Source organism: Methylocapsa sp. D3K7 (assembly GCF_029855125.1).
Taxonomy (GTDB): domain Bacteria; phylum Pseudomonadota; class Alphaproteobacteria; order Rhizobiales; family Beijerinckiaceae; genus Methylocapsa.
Genome location: NZ_CP123229.1, coordinates 374,835 through 390,497, shown reverse-complemented (window position 1 = coordinate 390,497; position 15,663 = coordinate 374,835). Strand labels below are relative to the sequence as shown.

General features: G+C 57.5%; 19 protein-coding genes. 8 read left to right on the top strand and 11 right to left on the bottom strand.

Features of this window, described 5'->3' with window-relative positions; genetic code table 11:
* Positions 1-123: 123 nt before the first annotated feature.
* From QEV83_RS01750 to QEV83_RS01730, 5 genes are all read left to right on the top strand, one after another.
* Positions 124-699 carry a YcgN family cysteine cluster protein gene (locus QEV83_RS01750; RefSeq protein ID WP_280129578.1) on the top strand — a complete coding sequence of 192 codons (576 nt, stop codon included), beginning with the start codon at positions 124-126 and terminating at the stop codon, positions 697-699.
* Positions 700-838: 139 nt separating this feature from the next.
* Positions 839-1,294, top strand: a complete 456-nt coding sequence (locus QEV83_RS01745; RefSeq protein ID WP_280129577.1) for an Lrp/AsnC family transcriptional regulator — start codon at positions 839-841, stop codon at positions 1,292-1,294.
* Positions 1,295-1,490: 196 nt separating this feature from the next.
* Positions 1,491-2,672, top strand: coding sequence for a glycosyltransferase family 2 protein (locus QEV83_RS01740; RefSeq protein ID WP_280129576.1), 1,182 nt, complete (start codon positions 1,491-1,493; stop codon positions 2,670-2,672).
* A gap of 224 nt (positions 2,673-2,896) precedes the next feature.
* A complete protein-coding gene (locus QEV83_RS01735; RefSeq protein ID WP_280129575.1) occupies positions 2,897-3,703 on the top strand; it encodes a sterol desaturase family protein in 807 nt (268 codons plus the stop codon).
* A gap of 52 nt (positions 3,704-3,755) precedes the next feature.
* Positions 3,756-4,253, top strand: coding sequence for a DUF3280 domain-containing protein (locus QEV83_RS01730; protein ID WP_280129574.1), 498 nt, complete (start codon positions 3,756-3,758; stop codon positions 4,251-4,253).
* A 28-nt stretch (positions 4,254-4,281) separates the two neighbouring features.
* Here QEV83_RS01730 and QEV83_RS01725 read toward each other — a convergent pair whose 3' ends face one another.
* Both QEV83_RS01725 and QEV83_RS01720 read right to left on the bottom strand, forming a co-directional pair.
* Positions 4,282-5,043 carry a glycerophosphodiester phosphodiesterase family protein gene (locus QEV83_RS01725; protein WP_280129573.1) on the bottom strand — a complete coding sequence of 254 codons (762 nt, stop codon included), beginning with the start codon at positions 5,041-5,043 and terminating at the stop codon, positions 4,282-4,284.
* Entirely contained in the window at positions 5,040-5,516 is a 477-nt protein-coding gene (locus tag QEV83_RS01720) for a RidA family protein (RefSeq protein WP_280129572.1), read from the bottom strand. The genes QEV83_RS01725 and QEV83_RS01720 overlap by 4 nt, the downstream gene beginning before the upstream one ends.
* Before the next feature lie 299 nt (positions 5,517-5,815).
* Between QEV83_RS01720 and QEV83_RS01715 the strand changes: the two genes are divergently transcribed.
* Genes QEV83_RS01715 through QEV83_RS01705 form a run of 3 tightly spaced genes read left to right on the top strand, consistent with a single transcriptional unit; the run spans position 5,816 to position 8,267 of the window.
* Complete coding sequence (locus QEV83_RS01715; RefSeq protein ID WP_280129571.1) at positions 5,816-6,709, top strand: cell envelope integrity EipB family protein; 894 nt, start codon at positions 5,816-5,818, stop codon at positions 6,707-6,709.
* 17 nt (positions 6,710-6,726) lie between these two features.
* Positions 6,727-7,794 carry an enoyl-CoA hydratase/isomerase family protein gene (locus QEV83_RS01710; protein ID WP_280129570.1) on the top strand — a complete coding sequence of 356 codons (1,068 nt, stop codon included), beginning with the start codon at positions 6,727-6,729 and terminating at the stop codon, positions 7,792-7,794.
* Positions 7,791-8,267 (top strand): hypothetical protein, encoded by a 477-nt coding sequence (locus QEV83_RS01705; protein WP_280129569.1) that lies wholly within the window; start codon positions 7,791-7,793, stop codon positions 8,265-8,267. Before QEV83_RS01710 ends, QEV83_RS01705 begins: the two co-directional genes overlap by 4 nt.
* A gap of 28 nt (positions 8,268-8,295) precedes the next feature.
* Here the strand turns inward: QEV83_RS01705 and QEV83_RS01700 are convergent, their stop codons facing one another.
* From QEV83_RS01700 to QEV83_RS01660, 9 genes are all read right to left on the bottom strand, one after another.
* Positions 8,296-8,892, bottom strand: coding sequence for a GNAT family protein (locus tag QEV83_RS01700; RefSeq protein ID WP_280129568.1), 597 nt, complete (start codon positions 8,890-8,892; stop codon positions 8,296-8,298).
* A 12-nt stretch (positions 8,893-8,904) separates the two neighbouring features.
* Positions 8,905-10,170 (bottom strand): pitrilysin family protein, encoded by a 1,266-nt coding sequence (locus QEV83_RS01695; RefSeq protein WP_280129567.1) that lies wholly within the window; start codon positions 10,168-10,170, stop codon positions 8,905-8,907.
* Positions 10,167-11,585 carry a threonine synthase gene (gene thrC, locus QEV83_RS01690; RefSeq protein WP_280129566.1) on the bottom strand — a complete coding sequence of 473 codons (1,419 nt, stop codon included), beginning with the start codon at positions 11,583-11,585 and terminating at the stop codon, positions 10,167-10,169. The genes QEV83_RS01695 and thrC overlap by 4 nt, the downstream gene beginning before the upstream one ends.
* 107 nt (positions 11,586-11,692) lie before the next feature.
* Entirely contained in the window at positions 11,693-12,415 is a 723-nt protein-coding gene (locus QEV83_RS01685; protein WP_280129565.1) for an SURF1 family protein, read from the bottom strand.
* A gap of 4 nt (positions 12,416-12,419) precedes the next feature.
* A complete protein-coding gene (locus tag QEV83_RS01680) occupies positions 12,420-12,797 on the bottom strand; it encodes a DUF983 domain-containing protein (RefSeq protein WP_280129564.1) in 378 nt (125 codons plus the stop codon).
* Between the two features lie 81 nt (positions 12,798-12,878).
* Positions 12,879-13,742 (bottom strand): cytochrome c oxidase subunit 3, encoded by an 864-nt coding sequence (locus QEV83_RS01675; protein ID WP_280129563.1) that lies wholly within the window; start codon positions 13,740-13,742, stop codon positions 12,879-12,881.
* A gap of 137 nt (positions 13,743-13,879) precedes the next feature.
* Positions 13,880-14,473, bottom strand: a complete 594-nt coding sequence (locus QEV83_RS01670) for a cytochrome c oxidase assembly protein (RefSeq protein ID WP_348273249.1) — start codon at positions 14,471-14,473, stop codon at positions 13,880-13,882.
* A 22-nt stretch (positions 14,474-14,495) separates the two neighbouring features.
* Positions 14,496-14,657: a hypothetical protein gene (locus QEV83_RS01665; protein WP_280129562.1), complete on the bottom strand. Its 162-nt coding sequence runs from the start codon at positions 14,655-14,657 to the stop codon at positions 14,496-14,498.
* Positions 14,658-14,667: 10 nt separating this feature from the next.
* A complete protein-coding gene (locus QEV83_RS01660) occupies positions 14,668-15,615 on the bottom strand; it encodes a heme o synthase (protein WP_280129561.1) in 948 nt (315 codons plus the stop codon).
* Positions 15,616-15,663 lie beyond the last annotated feature (48 nt).

Below are 15,663 nucleotides of genomic sequence, written 5' to 3'. Positions count from 1 at the left end.
TCTTTGCTCCCACGCGGGCAGGGGTGACCTATAATTGACGCACGAACAGTGTAGCAATCCTCTTGACGTTTGCCAAAGCGAAGTGGCAAGCGTGGGGTTCGCGCAGGATATAGGTCAAATAGGATGCCCCCGCCGCCGCCGCCAGCTTTGCCGTCCGGGCCGCGCACAAAAGCCCGGCGCCGCAAACCGGCGCTTGCGGTGTCCGCCCCTTTCTGGAAGCAAAAGCGGCTTGAAGACTTAAATCCCGCCGAATGGGAAAGCCTGTGCGATGGCTGCGGCCGCTGCTGCCTTGTCAAGCTGGAGGATGAGGACACCGGTGAAATTCATTTCACCGACATCGCGTGTAAACTCTTCGACAAGGGAACCTGCCGCTGCGCTGACTATGCGCACCGGAGCCGCAGGGTGCGTGATTGCATCAAACTGACACCAGCCAAAGTCCGCGAACTGACATGGCTGCCGCCGAGCTGTGCCTATCGCCTGATCGCCGAGGGCCGCGATCTTGCCTGGTGGCATCCGCTGGTGTCGGGATCGGCCACGAGCGTGCACGAAGCGGGGGTTTCCGTGCAAAAGCGGGCCGGGCCGGCCGAAAACAAGGTCAAATTTGCCGATTATCCCAACCATATCGTGGATTGGCCGGGGAAAAAGCCGCGAATAGCCCAGCCAAAACCGGCAAGACAAGGCGTGAGCAAACGACCCTAATCTTAGCTATTTTTCTCGGTTTGTGATCTCTGTCAAGGAAGGGGTTGCTAAGCCAAGCCATAAACGCTTATACCTTTAACACTATAAATTCTATAGACTTAAAATGATAGAGTCTAAAGCCGTGTTAGAGGGCAAAACAATGGACATGATCGACAAGCGGATTTTGCGCATCGTCCAAAAAGATGCTCGCCTGTCGATCGGCCAAATCGCCACACAGGTGGGGCTCTCGCAAACGCCATGCTGGAAAAGGCTGCAACGGCTTGATTCCTCGGGCGTGATCAAGCGCCGTATTGCGTTGCTTGACCCCGTCAAACTCGGGCTGGGGCTGACCGTTTTGGTCTCGATCGAGGTGGGGGATCACACCGGCAAGTCGCTCGCCCGCTTCGCCGCCGAAATCGCCGCGATGGAGGAAGTCATGGAATTTTACCGGCTGGCCGGCGATGTCGATTATTTCCTGCGGGTTGTGGTGCCCGACGCCGCTGCCTTCGACACGTTTTATAAACGTTTGATCGAAACCATGCCGCTCAAAAAGGTGACGTCACGCTTCGCCTTGGAGAACATCAAATCCGAGACAGCCTATCCGATCAACTGCTGACATTCCATTCCGCCGGGTTTTTGGGGGGCCGAACTAAAGCTAGACAATTTTCATTCCCGCGTGCCAGGATTGTTTCCCAGTAAGGCTCTATAGCCGCCGCCAAATGTCTGTTAGTTTCGCGTGGGGCGGCAACAGAGCGCCTCGAACACGGAGCGGGGCCATTCATTTGCATCAGGGAACGGGCCATGAGGTTCAATTGCACGGCCGCATGATCAATCCGGCACGGAGGTTAGAGAGCCTTCCGGGGAACTCATCAGGCGAGGACAAACCCTTCCTTCGTTTACCCCTGGTCAGTGTCATCGTCATAAATTTCAATTATGGGCGTTTCTTGCGGGCGACGGTCGAGTCCGTATTGGGTCAGACTTATCCAAATGTCGAATGTATCGTCGTCGACAATGCCTCGAGCGACGAGAGCGGCACCGTGTTGCAAGCGATCGAGGCGCGCGATGCGGGTGTGAAGATTATCCGCCGTGCCGAAAACTGCGGTCAAACCCCAGCGGCGCTGGAAGGATTGGCCGCATCGAAAGGGCCATATGTTATTTTTCTCGACGCCGACGATCTTCTCCTCCCATGTTGCGTCGAGACGCATGTCTTCGTCCATCTGTCATTGCGCATTCACGTCGGGTTCACGTCCGGCGACATGCTCCAGATGTCCGGCGATCAGATCGTCCTTGGGACCGAGCACGCATTCAACCGGATCTTGCTAACCGGCCGTGGCATCAGGCCCCGCGCGGTGCGCGCCTACCAGCATGAGTCCGGCGGAGCTTGGCCGGGGGAGGATTTCAATCGGCACGTGCTCGACACGATTCGGTTTGTCGGCCTCACCAATCAATGGGTCTGGGCGCCGACATCGGGCAATTGTTTTCGCCGCGACGCGCTTTGCCTCTTTGCGGACAATCCGGCGCTGCAAAATCTCAAGACCGGAACAGACCTCTATTTCTGCCTCGGAATCAATGCCGTCAGCGGCAGTGTCTTGATTGACGCTCCTGTCGCGGTCTATCGCTTGCACGGCGGCAACATCTATTCGCAAAGGCCCCAGTTGAACCATGTCCTTTGTTACGAGCCGGGCGGAGCTGGAGACAGCAATGCGAATGCACGAGCGGTGTTGGCCGATCAATTGATCGGGCGGGCGGACCGTTTCGTCGAACGTGGCTGGATTTGGATCCATTATCTATGGCTGCTGTGGCGGATGGATTGCAAAAGCCCTGATCCTCTCCTGCCGCCATGGAAACGCCGCTCGTGTGTGGCCGCAGCGCTCGTAAAAAACTATGAGAGTGTCGCGCCGCTGCTTGGGACATGGCCGATAAAGGTCTGGCTGGCTTTGTGCTTGGTGCCTTGGAAAGTCATTTCGAGCCTCGGAAAAAAACCCGCCAGCTGATTGGCACGGTCTACTTGAGGCCCGGCAACTTTTGCCCAGTTTTCATCGTGTCACTGTTTGTCAATAAAATTGAGTTGAATCCTCTCCTATGCCCTGTTTTTTCTTCTCAAATCTTGAGGTGCGATTCTTGCGGTGCGGCCTGATTTGCCGATCTGCAACACCTGAAAGCTTTGCGGGCGTGGAAGCCTAAGATCATTCTAAGCTACACAATGGATATGTTCAACATGGGTGCTTTCTTGCCTTGGTGGCTGCCGCTTTCCTTTGTCGCGTGGGCAGCGCAAATGGCCGTCTTTCACGGTGTCGGGCTGTTTTTTGAATGGTGCGACCGGACGGGAGTTCTCGCTTCTTTCAAGGTGCGCGACATTGAGCGCCTGACGTATTTCCAGCTGTTACCGCGGGTTCTATTCAATCAAATCTTTATCCTGCTCCCGGCCATGGTTACGTTTCAGTTCGCCGGGTTGGCTTTTACCGGCGCGCCGCATTTGACTGCCGTGCATTTTGTGGCTGCAATGCTCTTTATGGGCGTTGGCCATGACGTGGTCCAATATGTTTTCCACCGTTTTGTGCTGCATAGGCCTGGCTTGATCCGGACACTCGGCCACAGTGTCCATCATTCGACGGGAGCCAGCAAAAGCATCAGCGCCTGCTACATGAGCCCCGCCGATTTTTTCCTCGAGATCGTGCTTCCCTATCTCATTCCCCTGTCGCTCGTGGGCGTCGGCGCCGATGTGTTGTTCCATGTGACCGTCGCCAGTCTTGGCGCGTTTGGCGGGCTCTACGAACATTCTGGTTACGATTTCGCGGTGCGGCTTGCAAAGGGCGGCACTTCCGGTTTACGGCGGCCCTTTGTGTGGCTCGCCGCCGCGCTGACGAGCAAGGCGCATGGCGAGCATCATCGCCGCAGCAATGTGAGTTTCAGTGACGGATTTGGCTCGCCGGGTATTTGCGACACGATTTTTAAGACTCGTTGGGATATCGTTGAAGCGGCCCGCAAAGATGATGCTCTGAGAATCATGGATTCAAAAAGATAGAATGATAGAATGATTTTGGCAAAGAGCGCTGAAAGATCGTGCTGAGGAACCAATGCGCAAATTTCTGGCTATGTTCCTTGCCATGTTTTTTGTCGTGGCAGTGTATCCCTTGGCTTTGCTCGCCAACGAGCCGAAGGCAACCGCGATATTTCCTGTGGAACTTTGGGATACCAGCGGCGAGGGGATCAAGCCCGGTCAGTCGGAGCGCCTAAAGCTAACCACCGAAAAACTTGCCGAGCTTCTCGAACATACCGGCCGCTATCGCAGCCTCGATCTTTCGGCCTTCACAGCGCGGGTTGCTGCGACCGAGCCGCGTTACACTTGCAACGGCTGCTGGCTTGGCGTCGCGCGCGACGCCGGCGCGGATCTCGCCGTCCTCACAGTGGTGCATAAAGTCTCGACGCTGGTTTCCTCGGTCGATCTTTATGTCGCCGACGTTAAAAGTGGCGAATACATCGCGCATGTCGATGCGCAGTTCCGCGGCGATGATGATCGGGCCTATCTTCGCGCTTTTGAGTTTCTCGTCAACGAACGGCTTGACCATAAATAGGTTTTCTGCGAGCGGCGGCAGCGCCAATTCAAGGCTCAAATCCTTCAAAAATAATCTGGTCCGCCCACCTACGCCCATGCTTGAGATCCCCTTGCGAACGCACGGTCCAAGTCATGACCGGCATTCCGGCGGCCTCCCGGCAGAGCATCGGAACGGCATGCGGCAAATCATCAAGGTTCCACGATAGAAAATCAGGCCGCGTGAGTGGAAAATCACTGAGATCGGCAAGACTCCTGCGCCGCTCCGACGGAAGCTCCAACCATTCTTCGTCATCGTAGCGGGCTTGCGCGACGAGACCGAGTGGACACCGCACGCTGGATGTCCGCAGATGGACGAGCACCGCCGGATCGAAGCTTTTCAGGCACACCTGACCTTGATAGGCGGAGACACTGGTCAGGGCGCGGGCGGCGAGCCGCATATCGCCATCATGGCGGCTTTTGATCTCGACGATCACCGGGACGCGGCTATCGATGATCGCGAGAAATTCCTTTAATGAAACGATGTGTTGGTCGCATTCTTTATAGGCCAAGCGCTCAAGTTCGCTTGCGGTAACACCATCGACGCGGCCATGCGCCCGCATCAATCGGTCTAAAGTAAAATCATGAAAGACAACGGCCTCGCCATCTTTCGAGCATTGGATGTCGCATTCAATCGCGTAATTTTTGGCGATTGCTGCCGTTGCAGCGGCCGGGGTGTTTTCGACCAATCCGGATCGTTTGGAATGGAGTCCCCGGTGCGCGATCGGCCGCGACGTCAGCCAGCCGGGCGCATTGGCTGTATGTCGCGTCAAGTGTTCACGATCTCAAACAAGGCCTCGATCTCGACAGCGCAATTCAATGGCAATTCGGCGACGCCGACCGTGGATCTTGCATGGCGGCCGCTGTCGCCCAAGACCTCGACGATAAAATCCGATGCGCCATTCATAACACCTGGGAGACTGGTGAAACCCGGTGCCGCATTGATAAACCCGACGAGTCTTACGCAGCGCGAAATCCTGTCGAGACTGCCCAACGCCACTTTGGCTTGCGCGAGGATATTAATAACACATAAGCGGGCAGCCGCCTTTCCGGCGGCCTCGGATACGCCCGCGCCGACTTTGCCAATGTGCGTGGGCTCAAGCTTGGAGTCCGGTCCGAAAGCAAGCTGTCCGGAGATGAAAAGCATCGAACCTGACAAGACAAAGGGAAGATAATTGGCGACAGGAGCCGCAGGGGAGGGCAACTCTATTCCCAATGCCGTCAATCTCTCTTCGACCGTCATCACGCATCCTCGATTGTGAAACCTACCCAAAAGCGCAAAACCTGTCGATTGTAAAGCTTGCGCGGGTTTGCCACCTAGAGAGGGGTTGCCAGTTATGCCTTGAAATCCTAAACTCCGACATTCGGTCAGGCCACAGTATGTAAGGGGATGCGGGCGGCAAATAGATAGCTACGCGGCGGGCCGGCGGCGTGACGCAGGTCTTAAACAAAGTGCGGTGTATCAAGACGCCAAATCCGCGTTTCCCGGCTTTGAATTGAACTTAGCCGGTCATTGACCCCTTAATTGTTGGAGAAGAGTCGCTTATGCTAAGAAGTCATGCCCGCCTGCTGTTCGCAGCTGGAATCGTCCTGACCCTTTCGACTTCTGATTCCTCGCAATTCCTGGTATCCGCATCGAAAGCGGCGACCACGGTGCCAACGCCCCAAACGAACCCGCATCCTAACAAGACACTTTCGCTTGTCTCGCATCGTGCCGTCTATGAATTGACTCTGGCGAAATCGGTGGGCACCAAAAGTCCGACGGCCGCGCATGGACGTATAGCATTCGATTTTACCGGTTCCGCTTGCGATGGCTACGTTCAAAATTTTCGGCAACTTACGGAATTGCAGCCAGCCGAAGGACCGACGCGTGTGTCGGATATGCATTCGGCGACCTTCGAGGATGCCGACGGCCGGAGCTTTGACTTCAAGGTACAAACAAGTATCGACAGCGCCACCGCCGAGGCGGTTGATGGAAAAGCTTGGAAATCCGGGAGCGGGCGCTTGTTGGTTAACCTTTCCAAGCCAAAGCGCAGCAAGGTCGAACTTGATGCCGGTGTGGTCTTTCCAACCGAACATTTGAAACGCATACTGGCGGCGGCGATCGCAGGCGAGAATCTGCTTGAAGTCAAAGTCTACGACGGTTCCGAAACCGGTACGAAGATCTATGAAACGACAACCTATATCGGGCGGCCGATTGCCGATCCCGCCGTCGAGAAAGCAGCTCACATTCCAGAACTCGACAATATTCGTCGCTGGCCTGTTTCCATCAGCTATTTCGATGGCGGCAAAAAGGACGACGGGCCAAGTTATATTTTGTCATTCGACCTCTATGAAAACGGCATTTCACGCGCGCTCAAACTTGATTATGGCGATTTCGTACTTGCTGGCGAAATGTCCAGTCTCGAGCTTCTGAGCGAACCCGCCTGCACGAAATAAATCGATGTTTTGGTGTCATGAACGAGCCGGAAATCATTTGCGAGAAAGCGGCTTCGTGCGGCATTATCACACTTAACCGTCCCAAGGCGCTCAACGCCCTGACCTTGAACATGGTACGGGAAATGGCCGGCGCGCTCGACAGGTGGGAGGGGGACGCGGCGGTCGGCCGGGTCATCGTCAAGGGCGCTGGCAATAGGGCTTTTTGCGCCGGCGGTGACATCCGGAAAATGTATGAGCTTGGCAGGGCAGGGCGCCACGCGGATCAACTGACCTTTTGGCGCGAGGAATACCAGCTCAATCATCGCATCAAGCTGTATCCGAAACCCTATATTGCTTTGGCGGATGGGATCGTCATGGGCGGGGGCGCCGGTATCTCCATTCATGGCTCGCTTGTCGTCGCGGGAGAAAATTTCACCTTTGCCATGCCGGAAGCCGGCATTGGCTTTGCTCCCGATGTGGGTGCGACTTTTTTTCTGCCGCGCTTGCCGGCGCATGTTGGGACTTATCTCGCCTTGACCAGCGCCCGCATGACTTGCGGCGACGCTCTTGCTTTCGGAGTTGCGCAGACACATGTTCCTTCCTCGCATCACCCGCACTTCGTGCAAAGACTGATCGATGGCGAGCCCATCGACGCTGCGATCGCGGCCGAACGAGCGGCGTCCCCCATCTCGGTGCTCGCCCCGCAAAGCACATTGATCGTACGCTGTTTCTCTGCCGCAAGTGTTTCCGCGATTCTCGCCAATCTCGATGACGAGGGCAGGGCTGGATCGGATTTTGCGCGTTCCGCGGCGCATGCAATACGTTCCAAATCGCCGACGAGTCTTGCGATTGCGTTGCGGCAAATGCAAATCGGCGCCAAGCTCGGCATCGACCAGGCCTTGCGGACCGAGTTCCGTATCGTTTCGCGGATTGTCAAAGGCCAAGATTTCTACGAGGGAGTGCGCGCCGTGATCATCGACAAGGACAATCGCCCTCGCTGGAATCCACCTGCGATCGAGAGCATCAATTCATCTAGCATCGATTCATATTTCGCGCCGCTTGGCAGCCATGAACTCGATTTTACTCCGCAAGGCGCCGCCCAATGAAATTCTCGCGCGGGTTAAACAAAGTTTCGGTGCCCCCTGATTCCGGGGCTGCCATTCGCCTCGGCGAACCGTCGCTGAGCGCCCTCAAGGAAGATCAAGCAGGGCTTCAATTGGTCGTGTTCATGCGCCTGCTCGCGGGACTTTGGGTCATCCAAGGGCTTTGGCAATGGGGCGCAATCCTGCTGCCGTCGCAAACATTTCTGGACGCGGTGAACTCCGTGCGCGGCGGCACGGTGATTTTTTTCGCAATTTTTGATCTGGTCGCGGCAGTTGGATTGTGGCTAGCGGCCCCGTGGGGAGGGGTGATCTGGCTTCTGGGCGCAATCGCGCAAATTTTGGTCACTTTAGGCGTGCCGGGTTCCTTTTCGATGTTCTGGGCCTTTGCCAATATAATTTTGATCGTTGTTTACTTCGTGCTGACATGGCGGGCGGGCCACGCAACGACAGCGCCCGGCCAGGTATTCAGACGCTAATTGGATTTGAGGCATTGCGTGGCGGATTTTACCGCCGGCGCGCCGGCAAGAGATCGCTTTCCAGCAGGCCGAAGAGCAAATGATCTTGCCATACCCCGTCGATGCGCAGATAGGCGCGCGCGTAGCCCTCCCTTGTAAATCCGGTCCGTTCCAAGAGTTTTCTCGAGGCTTCATTGTGCGGCAAACAGGAGGCCTCGATGCGGTGAAGACGGAGCGTGGCGAAGGCATAGCCGGTCACCGCGCGGACAGCAGCTGACATCAAACCTTGCTGCGCATACACCTCCCCGATCCAATAGCCGAGCGTTGCCGCTTGCACCACGCCGCGTTTGACCTGCCCCAAAGTGAGGCCGCCCGTCAGGACATCGTCGTCGCGAAAGAGCAGGAAAGGATAGGCCTCGTCATTGTTGATTTCTTGCTGGTTGCGTTTGACCCGGCGCCGGAAGGCGGAGCGCGTCAGGTCGTCGCTGGGCCAGGTCGGCTCCCATGGTGTCAAAAACCTGCGGCTTTGAGCTCGTAACGCGGACCAGGCTTCAAAATCGCGCATCTCGGGCGGGCGTAAATAAAGGCCCTCTCCGCGCACAAACGTCGGGGCATGGACGGGGGGATAGAGGCGGAAGAGCGCCACGCTGCAGCTCCCTCAGATCCCGCGCAACCGCGAAGCGATGCGCTCAGGTGTAAACGCCTTCGCCACGGGACCGATCGCGGCGACAGCTGGCGGTGACCGCAGGGCCCGCGCGCCTGCGGCGCGGATTTGCGCGACCTCAAGACGGTCTATGGCAGCAACGATTTCGTCGCGCGTCAGAACCCGGTCGAAAGCCATGAGCTGCCGGGCAATTTGCTCGCAACGGGCACCCGGCGATTCAAGCGCCGCAAAGAGAGACACCTTCATTTGCGCCTTGGCTCGCCGGATTTCGGCATCGCTCAGATTCATCGCCGCTTGACCTAGGCAATCGAGCGCGACCGGCAGCAATTCGCCAATATCCTTCGCGCTCGTCGCGGCATAGAAGCCGAACACCCCAGTATCCGAATATCCCCAATGAAAAGCATGGATGGTGTAAGCGAGCCCGCGCGCCTCGCGCACTTCTTGAAAAAGGCGCGAGGACATTCCGCCGCCCACGGCGCTGGCGAAAATCTGCATCGCATAAAAATCTTCATGCGCGTAACTTGTACCCTCAAAGCCGATCGCGACATGCGCCTGTTCGAGCCGCCGACGCAGTCGCGTGTCGCCCCCCTGGTAGCGGGCCGGCGCGGTTTTGGTCTCGATGCCTTGCGAGGATAGACGCCCGAAGCACCGTTCGGCCTCGGCGCAAATCACGGCGTGATCAACGGCTCCGGCCGCTCCGATCACCGTCACGCCAGTCCGGTAATGAGAATCGAGATAGGTGCTGATGGCCTCCCTGCCGAACCCGGAAACCCGTTCCTTGGTGCCGAGAATGGGCCGCCCGATTGGCTGATCTGGAAAAGCGGTGGCATTCAACAATTCGAAGACAAGATCGTCCGGCGCGTCTTCGACGGCGCCAATTTCTTGTAAAATAACACCTTTCTCGCGCTCAAGTTCGACGCTGTCGAAGGTGCTTTCGGTCAAAATATCGGCGAGAATATCAAGTGCGAGGGGAACGTCGGCGGCCAAAACATGCGCGTAATAGGCGGTATGTTCGGTGCTGGTTGCCGCGTTGAGATCACCGCCCGCCGTCTCGATCTCCTCGGCGATATCGCGCGCCGTGCGCCGCCGCGTTCCCTTGAACGCCATATGCTCGAGAAGATGCGACAGGCCATGCTCGTTGGCCCTCTCGTGACGTGATCCTGCGCCGATAAAAACCCCAAGCGAGGCGGTTTCAAGATGCGCCATGCGCTCGGTCGCGATACGCAGCCCAGATGGCAAAGTGGTGATTTCGACGCTCATGAGGCGGCTCGTTTCGTCGCGCCTGTGGTGGCGCTGGCGCGAATGAACCGCTCGATTTCATTTTGATCGTTGGGCAAAATCGAAAATCTCTCTTTCTTGTCGAAAAGTCCCGCGAACTGAGGGGGCGGTTCCGGGCGTATGCCCGTTGCTCGGGCGATCGCATCTGGAAACTTACCAGGATGCGCTGTTCCGAGGACAACCAACGGGCTAGCCCCTAGGTGACCGGCCTTACGGGCCGCGCACAATCCCACGGCTGTGTGCGGGTCGGCAAGATAGCCAGCTTCCCGCCAGCTCTGTGCGATTTCCCGCGTGGTTTCCGCCTCGCTGACGCTAAACGCGTCGAACTCGTCCCGGATTGTCTGGAGGGGGCCTGTCTCGATGGTAAACTTTTGCGATTGGCGCAATCCCGCCATCAAGCGGCGGAGGGCAGCTGCATCGCGTCCTTGCGCTTCGAAAAGCAACCTCTCGAAATTCGACGATATTTGAATATCCATCGAAGGCGATTGGGTTGCCTGAACCGTTTGCACCGCATACTGACCACTTTCTAGGGTGCGTGAGAGAATATCGTTGGAATTTGTTGCGATCACCAGCCGGTCGATTGGCAGGCCCAGGCGTTTGGCCATCCATCCGGCGAAAATATCGCCGAAATTGCCGGTCGGCACGACAAAGGATATTTTCCGGTGCGGGCCGCCCAGAACAGCAGCACACGTGAAATAATAGACAGTTTGGAAAAGAATGCGCGCGAAATTGATCGAATTCACACCGCATAGATTCAGCTCTTCGCGCAAGGCCTTATGATTGAACATGTTTTTCACGCAGGCCTGGGCATCGTCGAACGTGCCTTCCACCGCGATGGTATGAACATTGTCTGCTTCCAGCGTCGTCATTTGCCGCCGTTGGACGTCTGAGATACGGCCGTGCGGGTAAAGGATGAAGACATCGACTTGCGGCAAACCAGCAAAGGCCGCAATCGCCGCGGCGCCCGTATCGCCGGAGGTCGCCCCTATGATGGTTGCCCGTTCGCCGCGCGCTTCGAGGACATGATCGATGACTCTGGCGAGCAGTTGCATCGCCAGATCCTTGAAGGCAAGCGTCGGTCCATGAAACAATTCCAGCACGAACACATTTGAATCGAGCTGAGTTAAGGGGGCAATCGCCGGGTGCCGGAAATTTTTGTAGGCAGCCGTGATCATCTCCCTCAGTGCCGGTGTCTCAATGCCTCCCGCTAGAAAGGGCGCGATAACCGCCTCCGCGACTTCCGCATAGGGTCTGCCGGCGAAACCGGCGATCGTGGCATCCGGGAGGCGTGGATAGGCTTGCGGCAAATAAAGGCCACCGTCCGGCGCGAGGCCCGCCAGCAGTGTCTCAACGAAGGGAACCGGCGGCGCCTCGCCGCGTGTCGAAATGTATTTCACGTGGTGACCTTGCGCCTCTCGCGCGGCAGGATAAACTTTGTCTATCTAACATAATGCACCGAAAGGGAAATCGTAACCCGCGCGCACCTCCCGGCACCAGCTGCTTTTCAGCGTCTTTGGCAAGCGAAAGCGACGAAGACGCCGATCAGAGCCAAAGCCAGGCCGAACCACGTCAAGGCATAGGAATAATGGTTGTTGGGGATGTTACGCTCGGTCGCGCCGCCTTTCGGCCAGCCCCCAGGAACGAGGCTCTCGTCGGCATCGACACTGAAGGGTGCCGTATTGGCCAAACCAAAATGCCTTGCGATCAAGCCGGGGTCGCGGGTGAAATAGCTTCCAGCCGCCGGATCATCCGCAGGGGTAAAGAAATTGCGTGTTTCCGGCTGACGCATCAGACCGGTGAGTGCCGTCTCGCCTTCGATGAGTCCGGCTTTCCGGCTGTTTTGCTCCTTGCGATCGAGCGGTACAAAACCGCGATTGACGATGACAATGCCGCCTGATTTCAGCCGTAACGGCGTCAGCACGTGGTAGCCGGGCTGCTTGCCAGCACTCCCACCCGAGGGCCGGAACACCAGCGCTTCCTCGCCATTTTCAAAGATTCCCTTGAGGGTGACATGCCGGTATTCGTAATCCTCTGGACGCAATGCCAGCCAGTCCGCGAGCGGCGGCAGCGGCTGCGGCGCGGCACTTGCCCGCGCCTCGATGTTCGTAATTAAGCCTTCCTTCCAGGCAAGGCGGTGGAGCTGCCACACTCCCAGCGACACGAGAATTGCGGCGGCCGCGCAAGTGAAGGCGGCGAGCCAAACAAGGCTCCCCCTGGGTCGCGGCATGATTTTACTCTTTCAGGCGTCCTTGTTCGGCCTTGTTGCGATATTGCAGGGCAATAAGTATTCCCTTCAGAGGACGCAGAAGTCCAAGACACACAACAAGCGTAAGGGGCAGAAAGACCACGAGATGGACCCAGAACGGCGGCTCGTATTGCAGCTCCGTCCAGAGCGCCGCGCCGAGCACGAGAAAACCACCGAGGAGGGTGACGAAGACCGCCGGGCCATCACCAGAATCGGCAAAGCCAAGATTGAGGCCGCAAGTGCTGCAACGAGGCGCGAGGGTAAGAAATCTGGAAAAGATCTTGCCCCGTCCGCACCGTGGGCAGGTTCCCCTGACCCCGCATACGAAAGGTGATTGCGGCGCATAGGGTTGTCCGGCACTCATTCATTTTCCTAACGGCATTTGGCTGGGCGTACAAAAAGGGCGGCACGAGGCCGCCCTTGGTCCTTGCCATGAGCGGCGTTGTCAACGCTCGATCACGCCTCCCCAAGATCCCCACACGTAAATGCAGGCGAACAGGAACAACCAGACCACGTCGACGAAATGCCAGTACCACGCCGCGAATTCAAAACCCAAATGCTGCTTGCTCGTAAACTGCCCGGCAAACGCCCGCACTAAGCAAACCGTGAGGAAAATCGTTCCGATGATAACGTGAAAGCCATGAAAACCCGTCGCCATGAAGAAGGTCGATCCATAGATCGAGCCTTTGAACGCGAAGGGGGCATGGGCATATTCAAAGGCTTGAACGCCGGTGAAGGTGGCGCCCAAAAGAATGGTTAAGATGAGCCCGGCCTTCAGGCCGAAACGGTCATTGTGCAGGAGGGCATGATGGGCCCAAGTGACGGTCGTGCCCGAGGTGAGCAGGAGAAGCGTGTTGAGGAGCGGCAGATGCCACGGGTCGAGCGCTTCAATGCCTTTCGGCGGCCAAATACCTCCCGTGAATTCGGCTCTTGAAAATTGAATGGCAAATCCCGGAAACAGGCTGGCATCGAAAAAGGCCCAGAACCAGGCAACGAAAAACATCACCTCCGAGGCGATGAACAAAATCATCCCGTAGCGGTGGCTGATCTGGACCACGTAAGTGTGAAATCCGCCGCGCTCCGCCTCCGCGATGACATCGCGCCACCACACGAACATGGTGTAAAGGACGCCGAGGAGACCGGCGCCAAAGATTAAGCTGCCGGGTTTGATACCGGCGAAGGAAATATGCTTCATCCATAGGATTGCGCCGGTCGCAAGAACGAAAGCGGCGAACGCTCCGACAATCGGCCAAGGGCTTGGCGCGACGAGGTGGTAATCGTGGTTGGGTTTCGCGTGAGCATCCGCCATCGGATTTGTTTTCTCCCGTCTCGTGAACCTGAACTGACAAAGCCGCCAAAAGCGGGCGGCCCAACGTTGACCGCGAGACTTAGTGAAGCGGCGTTTGCCGTGATTGGAGCCGCAGGTCAAGGCGACCAAACGTCTCGTTAAAGAGGCTTCTCCTTGGCCGCTACAGTGTCTTGCGTTGGAGGCTTGGCCGCATAAAGCGTGTAGGAAAGAGTAATGGTCTCGACCCCCACCATGGTGGCATCCTTTTCAAGCTCGGGGTCAAGGAAGAAAACAACCGGCAATTCCAGCGTTTCGCGGGGGCCGAGCTTTTGATCTTTGAAACAGAAGCAGGCGATTTTGTCGAAATAAGCGCCGGCGCTTTCGGGGCTGACATTGAAGGCGGCCCGCGCCAGTGTCGCTTGATCCGACATATTCGTGATCTTGTAAAAAATGGTCGCGGTCTTGCCGGTACGCAGTTTGATTTCTGGCGTTTCGGGCACAAATGTCCAGGCGAGGCCAGGGCCGACATTGGCATCGAACCGCACGATCAAATCACGTTCGCCCTCGGATGCCGGTGCCAGCTTGGCGACCTGCGGCGTCCCCCCATATCCGGTCGCGGCGCAATAGGCGCGGTAAAGCGGCACCGCGGCAAATGACAGGCCAAGCATGGCAAGGCTCGAGGCGGCGGCCGAAAGGGCGATCAGACGCTTGCGCCGGACTCCGGAGGCCGGGGGAACTTCCTGCAATGTCACGGCGCGCTGCTCATGGAGTTTCTCACAACGGCCGGTTGAGAACACCAGGACCAAGCTTGGCGATCGTGACGGCATAGAACAAGAGGGCGACGCAGCCGATCGCCAGGCCGATCGCGATATTGCGCTGCCGCCGGGCTTTTAGTTGCTCCGGCGTCAGCACGAGACCCTGCATTTTACGTTCCATCTTTATGCCCTCACCCTGCCAGGATCGAGACCAGCATCGCCAGCATCCGTTCACCAGCAATGACCGCGAAAAGCAAAAAGAGATAGAGGATCGAAAAGCCAAAAAGCTGCATCGCGCAGCGGCCAACCCGCGGGCCAGTCCGAATATAGAAAACGCGCGCCGCAAACACCAGCATCACCACGCCCAGAGCGCTTGCAATAATGCCGTAAGCCAAGGAGGCTGTGCCCATGAACCAAGGCACCATGCCGAGCGGGGCAAGAACAAGGGCGTAGAGAAGAATATCGCGGCGGGTGCGATCAGGGCCCTTCACATTGGGCAGCATCGGAATTCCAGCGCGGCCGTACTCATCGGACTTCACCAGGGCAAGAGCCCAGAAATGGGGGGGTGTCCAGACAAAGATGATCGCGAAAAGGGCGATGCTCGCGAGGCCGATCTCACCCGTCACGGCGGCGTAGCCGACGATCGGCGGCAGGGCACCAGCGGCGCCTCCGATCACGATATTCTGCGGCGTCAAACGTTTGAGCCACATTGTATAGACTATGACATAAAAAAAGATGGTGAACGCAAGAAGCGCGGCAGCGAGCCAATTGGCGACAATACCGAGGATCATCACCGACAACACCGACAGCACCAAGCCAAACCCGAGCGCGTCGTCCCGATGCATCCGTCCTGCCGGAATCGGCCGCTTTTGCGTCCGCCGCATCAAGGCGTCGATGTCGGCGTCGTACCACATGTTGAGGGCGCCCGAAGCGCCCGCGCCGACCGCGATCGCCAGCAGCGAGGCAAATCCCACAATTGGGTTCACATGCTGCGGCGCGATCAAAAGCCCCGTGAGCGCCGTGAAGATCACGAGGGACATGACTCTCGGTTTCAGCAGCGCCACATAATCGGAGGGGCGCGCCACCGAAACCTGAAAGCTTCCAACAACGCCGAGATCGTTTTCGCTGATCAAACTCATTTGCACCGTTTCGGGCGTGGCTAAACGCCAAATGACGATTTCAAAGAT